We start from the raw sequence: 5917 nt of genomic DNA on the forward strand, positions 1-5917 counted from the left end.
CCCCCCCCAGCCGTACTGGAAGGCGGAGCCGCTGTGCGCCCCGCTCGCTCCGTGGCTCGCGGCCGGGGACTCGTCGGTGGCCAGGCTCGCGGTGAGGGCCGTGTACAGGTCGTCGCCGAGCCCGGGGCGGAACTCCGCCTCGACCAGCTGCGGCCACCACGCGTCCATGATCCGGACCGCGTCGGCGTGCGTGTACGTGTGCGAGCCCTCGGTGGTCTCCTTGCGCTGGGCCCCGGCCGCCCGCCAGGAGTCCAGCCGCTGCACCACCGCGTTCAGCTCCGGGTCGGTGACCGGCTGGGAGCGGATGACCTTCAGGAGCTCCGGCAGCAGCTGCTCGCCCCGCAGGTCGGTGAGGGCCGCCTCCTCCATGGCGCGGGTCAGGGACGCCCGGGTCACCCCGCCGTCGGCGACGAGCGCGGCCACCCGGTCGTCGAGCAGGTCCCCGCGGTGCACCGCGCCGAAGCCGAACGCGCCGGTGGAGTAGTCCTCGGCCTGCCGGTTGTTCCAGGAGATGTAGTAGTCCTGGCCGGTGGAGTGCGGGTGCTCGGCGAAGGGCGTGTAGTCGGTGGTGTTGGCGGCCGGGTCGAAGCCCCGCCACTCGTACGCCTTCTCGGCCTTCACCGGCAGGGCGGCGTCCACCCCGGTGGCGCGCACCGGGTTCATGCCGCTGTTGTAGTACGCGGTCGTGCGCGCGTCCGCGTAGAACCAGTTGAAGGCGTAGTCGATGTGGCCGGCCGCCCGCTGGAAGGAGGCGGCGTCGGTGACGTACGCCGGGTCGTTGAGCATCTGGAAGCCGATGATCGAGTCGGCCTCGTGGCGGTAGGTGGTGCGCAGCGACGTGTAGGCGACGGGCTTGCCGGCGATCGTGGCCCGGTGGGTGAGGATTCCGTAGTTCGTCCGCCACACCTGCATCCGGTAGGAGCCCTTGGCGGTGGAGTCGGCGACGGTGGGGCTCCAGGAGTTGGTGCGTTCCATCTTCTCCATCGCGGTGCAGGTGCCGCGGTAGAGGTAGTGCGCGGAGTCCTTGGAGGGCGTGGAGCCGTCGGGTTCGCAGAGTTCGACGGCGTAGGTGTCGGTGATGTCCTGGGCGGCGGAGGTGGCGCTCCAGGCGTAGTCCTGGCCCCGGCCCATCTGGACGTACATGCCGACCCCGGCGAAGGAGACGCCGCGGGCGCTGATACCGGGCCCCTGGAGTTCCTGGAGCATCATCAGCTGCGGGGCGAAGTAGCCGGTCTGGGGGCCGAAGACGGCGACGGGGTTGCCGCTCGCGGTGTGCTTGCCGGAGACCATGAGGGCGTTGGACATGCCGCGTTTGGCCGCGCCGTCGCCGATGCCGGGGAGGGAGCCCTCGGGGATGACCCCGTCGTCGAACATGCCCTGCGCCGGTGCGAGGTCGGCCGGTACGTCGAGCGGGGCCTTCTTGCCGGTGCCCGCCGAGCCGGTGCGGTCGTGGATCAGCGGTTCGGCGGTGACGGAGCCGGCGTCGGGCAGGGCGGTGCCCCGGGCCTGGTCGGGCTTGGTGGCGTACGGGAACGAGGTGCCGTCGTGGATGGTGAGGACGGCCTCGGGGTCGTTGCGCTGGCGGAACGACTCCCAGACCCGGGTGCCCTCCTCGAGTCCGTACTTCTGCTGGGCCGCCAGCAGCGAGAGGGCGGCCTGCACTTCCCCGCCCCCTCCTCCGCCGAACTGCCCGCCGACGACGGAGGCGATCGAGATGAGGTCGGTCAGCTTGAACGGCTGTATCTCGCCCGCGTTGGTGATGGCGTCGATCTTGCCGGTGAGGACGTACTCGCCCGGGAAGTAGCGGCCCTTCTTGGACTTCTCCCGGTAGGCGTTGATGCCGTCGACGTAGGCCTGCGCGTCGGCCATGGCCTGTTCGCCGTGGACGCCTTCGGTGGTCCTGATCCGCTCGACCTGTGCCTCCAGGTCCGCCTCGGTGTACGGGGCCTGCGGCCAGAACTGCTGTTCCAGGCCCTGGTTGGCGAGCGCTCCGCCGGCGAAGGAGGTCAGCTGGCCCCGTCCGATGTGCCGGAAGAGGTCCATCAGCCAGAGCCGGTCCTGGCCGGCCGCGTACCCGGCGCCGTACTCGGTGCCGTAGCGGGTGGTGCCCTGGATGTGGGGGACGCCCGTCTTCTTGTCCCGGGTGATCGTGACGTCCTCGCGGGGCTTGGTGACGGACTCGACCTGGCCGGCGGGGACGCCGAACGAGGCGTCGTCGAAGAAGTCGGTCAGCTTCTGGTCGGTGAGGCCGGTATGGCCCGCGACCAGGCCGTTGTAGCGGTCGATCCGGTCGTCGCTGTGGGCGGGGTGGGTGCCGAAGGCCTTGTTGCCGAGGATCTCGACGAGGGTGGCGTTGCCGTTCTCGCCGGGCGGCAGGATGTCGGCGCACTGCCCCTGGCAGTGGTCGGTGACGGCGGCGGGTGCGGACTGCGCGGCGCCGGCCTGCGGGACCGAGGCGAGCAGGGACGTTCCGAGGGCGAGGACGGCCGCGACTGTGGCGGCTCTGAGCGTGCGGGTGCGTGGGGGCATGCGTGCTCCTCCGGATGGCCGATGCGCGGGAGGTTACCGGCGGTACACCCTGTCGTTAAGGTGAACATCAGTCACTTTTTCGGAATCGACACATGCGGTGGCGCCTTCCTCACCATGTCATCTCAGGAAATGGACGGCTTTCGCCTTTCGATGGAGCCGAATCGGGCACTCGTACGTCCATCCCTTGACGCCGAGGTACGAGCGACGGAGGTGGCAGTGCTATGGCCGGTTTCCGGAGTCTTGCGAGACAGGTCCGCGATCCACGGGGTGATCTGGCCTTGCGCCGGTACTCGCTGCGCAAATGCCTGGAACGGTTCGCCCCCTACGGGCACCGGGCGACCTGGGATCACCTGTGCGCGCGGCACGGCATCGGGCCGGAGGACCGGGCGCCCGACCCGGACCGCCTGATCCGGGCCCTGGAGGAACTGGAGGAGGCGCGGGCGGTGTGGCTCGCGTACGAGACGGGGTTCGCCGAGCGGCGGCGGCGGGAGAAGCACGACGGGCTGCGCCGCCCCGGTACGTTCGACGACTGGCACCGGCGGACCTGGGGCGGCAGGGACATCGCCCCTTGCGACGATCCGGGCATCCATCCGGACGCCCCGCTCGCCGAGGTACTGGGCCGGCTGATCGCGGCCCTCGGCGGGGAGCCGGGGACGGCCTGCCCGGTCTGCGCGGACCAGGGGATCGTCTGGCGGCAGGACCTCGAACGGGAACCGTGGTTCGGGCCGGTCTGCACGGGGTGCGGGATCGTGGTCCCCCAGTCGGTGCTGACGAGCGGGGCTCTGGAGCGGTCACGCCGTCGGCGACGGCCCGGGGCGCTCGCCTCCGCGGCCTGAGCCGTACGGGAGCCGGCTGCCAAGGCGAGGCGCACCGGCGACCGGGACGAGGGCGCGGCGGGGGACGCGGCGAGGGGCGGTACCTCCTCGCGGACGTGAGGGGCGCTGTCACTGGCGGGCCCGAGGGGCGTGGTCGGCGGCCGGCCTGAGGGGCGTTGTCAGTGGCGGATGTCACCATCGGAGGCATGATCCAGGTCTGCCTGAACGGCCGGCGCGGGGCCGACGAGTCGGCCGCCGTGCCACTGTCCCCCGACGCCCTGGCACGGTCCGCGGCCGCGGCCGTCGCGGCCGGCGCCGAGGACGTCCACGTCCACCCGAGGGCGCCCTGCGGCGGGGAATCGCTCTCCCCCGGCGTGGTGGCCGCGACGCTGTCCGCGATACGGGCCGCTGTCCGGGTGCCCGTGGGCGTCACGACCGGGGCCTGGGCCGAGCCGGATCCGGCACGCCGGGTGGAACTCGTCCGGGGCTGGACCGTGCTGCCCGACCACGCGTCGGTCAACTGGCACGAGCCCGGCGCCGAGGAGCTCGCCGCGGCCCTGCTGGAGCGGGGCGTGGCCGTGGAGGCCGGACTGTGGTCGGGCACCGACGGAGCCGCCCTCTTTGGGCGCTCCCCGCACGCACCCGGGGTCCTGCGGGTGCTCGCCGAGGTCACCGACACCGATCCGGCGACCGCCCCGGAGTCGGCCCGGCGGCTGCTCGACGAGCTGGGCGACGCCTACGGCGGGAAGGTGCTGCTGCACGGCGAGGACGGCGGGGCCTGGCCGGTCGCGGCAGTGGCGGTCCGGCTGGGGCTGCACACCCGCACAGGCCTGGAGGACGTCCTGTACCTGCCCGACGGCCGACGGGCCGCCTCGAACGAGGAGTTGGTCGCGGCCGCGGTCGCCCTGGCGCGGTGACGCCCGCGCGGACGGTTCCTCAGGGGCGCGACCCGGAAGAGGGCCCGGCCGGGTCCCGCTCGGGGTCCCGCCTCGGTTCCGGGGGCCCCTGCCGGGACCGGCGCTCCGGCATGAGGCGCGAGCCGGCCATCTCCTCGCCGGTGATGTCATCGGGGTTGGACAGCACGCACGCCTCCAGCGACAGGCATCCGCAGCCGATGCAGTCCGTGAGGTGGTCCCGCAGCCGCCCCAGCTGCTTGATCCGCTCGTCCAGTTCGGAGCGCCAGACCCTGGAGAGCCGCGCCCAGTCGTCGCGGTTCGGCGTGCGCTCGTCGGGGAGTTCGGCGAGGGCCTCCCTGATGGTGGCGAGCGGGATGCCGACGCGCTGTGCCGCGCGGACGAACGCCACCCGGCGCAGGGCGTCCCTGGTGTACCGGCGCTGGTTGCCGCTGGTACGGCGGCTGTTGATCAGGCCCTTGGACTCGTAGAAGTGCAGGGCCGACACGGCGGCACCGCTGCGCGCGGAGAGCTGACCGACCGTGAGTTCGTGGAGCGTCTGCGGGATCTGGGGCACCCCACCGACCCTACTGCTCCGCGCCGGGGCCCGGCCCGCAGATCTTCGCCCACCGGTTCGCGCGACCCCGGCCGCCCCGGCCGCCCCGGCCGGTCCGTCGCCGACAGGGATGGCGTTGACAGGGATTGCGTTGAGGGGGATTGCGTTGAGGGGGATGGCGTTGACAGGGCCGTCGTTGACAGGGACGCAGCACCCCCGCATGCTGAGCAAGCGCTTAGACATCGCCCGGGAGCGTGGCCTCGCCAGACGCTCAGAGACGTAGGCACGGGAAGGCAGGGAGCAGAAATCATGGCAGAGCCGAGGATCTTCACGTCCGCACAGGAGCTGCGGGAGGCGGTGGGCGAGGAGCTGGGGCACAGCGACTGGCTGGAGATCGAGCAGCAGCGGATCGACCGGTTCGCCGAGGCCACCGGCGACCACCAGTGGATCCATGTGGACCCCGAGCGCGCCGCGGCCGGCCCCTTCGGCACGACGATCGCGCACGGCTATCTGACGCTCTCGCTGCTGCCGGCGCTGGTCCCGCAGGTCCTGCGGGTCGAGGGCGCGAAGATGGGCATCAACTACGGCACCGACAAGGTGCGTTTCCCCTCGCCGGTGCCCGTGGGCTCGCGGCTCCGCGCCACGGCGGTGCTCAAGAACGTCGAGGAGGCGGGCGGCGGGGTGCAGGTGACCGCCCTCGTCACGGTCGAGCGCGAAGGCGGCGACAAGCCGGTCTGCGTCGCCGAGTCGGTGTCGCGCTACTACTTCTGAGCGCCGACCATGCGCAGGACGAGGTCGGCGTAGAGGGTGCCGACCTCGTCGGGCGTCCGGCTGCCCTGGGCGTTGAACCAGCGCGCCACGTCGATGCAGAGCGACAGCACGGCCAACGTGGTGCCCGGGACGTCCGGGACGTCGAACTCCCCGGCCCGTACGCCCTCGCCGATGATGCCGCGCACGACCGCGTCGGTCTTCCTGCGCAGGCCGACGATCTCGGCCCGGTGCTCCTCGCCGAGGGCCTCCAGTTCGTACTGCACGACCCGCGCCGTGGTGTGGCGCTCGGCGTGCCAGCGCACGAAGGACCGTACCTGTCTCTTATACACATCTCTGATGGCGCGAGGGAGGCG

5 protein-coding genes and 1 pseudogene are annotated in these 5917 nt (G+C 72.3%); 3 read left to right on the plus strand and 3 right to left on the minus strand.

Going from position 1 to position 5917, the window contains the following annotated elements:
• Positions 1–2529, minus strand: a 2529-nt coding sequence (locus tag IH13_RS0124835) for a penicillin acylase family protein (protein WP_031088021.1), incomplete at its 3' end; no start/stop codon positions are given.
• Positions 2530–2750: 221 nt separating this feature from the next.
• Between IH13_RS0124835 and IH13_RS0124840 the strand changes: the two genes are divergently transcribed.
• Positions 2751–3365 (plus strand): hypothetical protein, encoded by a 615-nt coding sequence (locus IH13_RS0124840; protein WP_031088022.1) that lies wholly within the window; start codon positions 2751–2753, stop codon positions 3363–3365.
• Positions 3366–3550: 185 nt separating this feature from the next.
• Complete coding sequence (locus IH13_RS0124845) at positions 3551–4261, plus strand: 3-keto-5-aminohexanoate cleavage protein (RefSeq protein ID WP_031088023.1); 711 nt, start codon at positions 3551–3553, stop codon at positions 4259–4261.
• Positions 4262–4280: 19 nt separating this feature from the next.
• Here IH13_RS0124845 and soxR read toward each other — a convergent pair whose 3' ends face one another.
• Entirely contained in the window at positions 4281–4814 is a 534-nt protein-coding gene (soxR, locus tag IH13_RS0124850) for a redox-sensitive transcriptional activator SoxR (protein ID WP_031088024.1), read from the minus strand.
• Positions 4815–5102: 288 nt separating this feature from the next.
• Between soxR and IH13_RS0124855 the strand changes: the two genes are divergently transcribed.
• A complete protein-coding gene (locus IH13_RS0124855; protein WP_031088026.1) occupies positions 5103–5564 on the plus strand; it encodes a MaoC family dehydratase in 462 nt (153 codons plus the stop codon).
• Here IH13_RS0124855 and IH13_RS0124860 read toward each other — a convergent pair.
• Positions 5555–5917 (minus strand): annotated as a pseudogene (locus IH13_RS0124860) (hypothetical protein); the annotation flags it as partial. The gene IH13_RS0124855 and the pseudogene IH13_RS0124860 overlap by 10 nt on opposite strands.

This window comes from Streptomyces sp. NRRL WC-3549, from assembly GCF_000721935.1.
GTDB lineage: Bacteria > Actinomycetota > Actinomycetes > Streptomycetales > Streptomycetaceae > Streptomyces.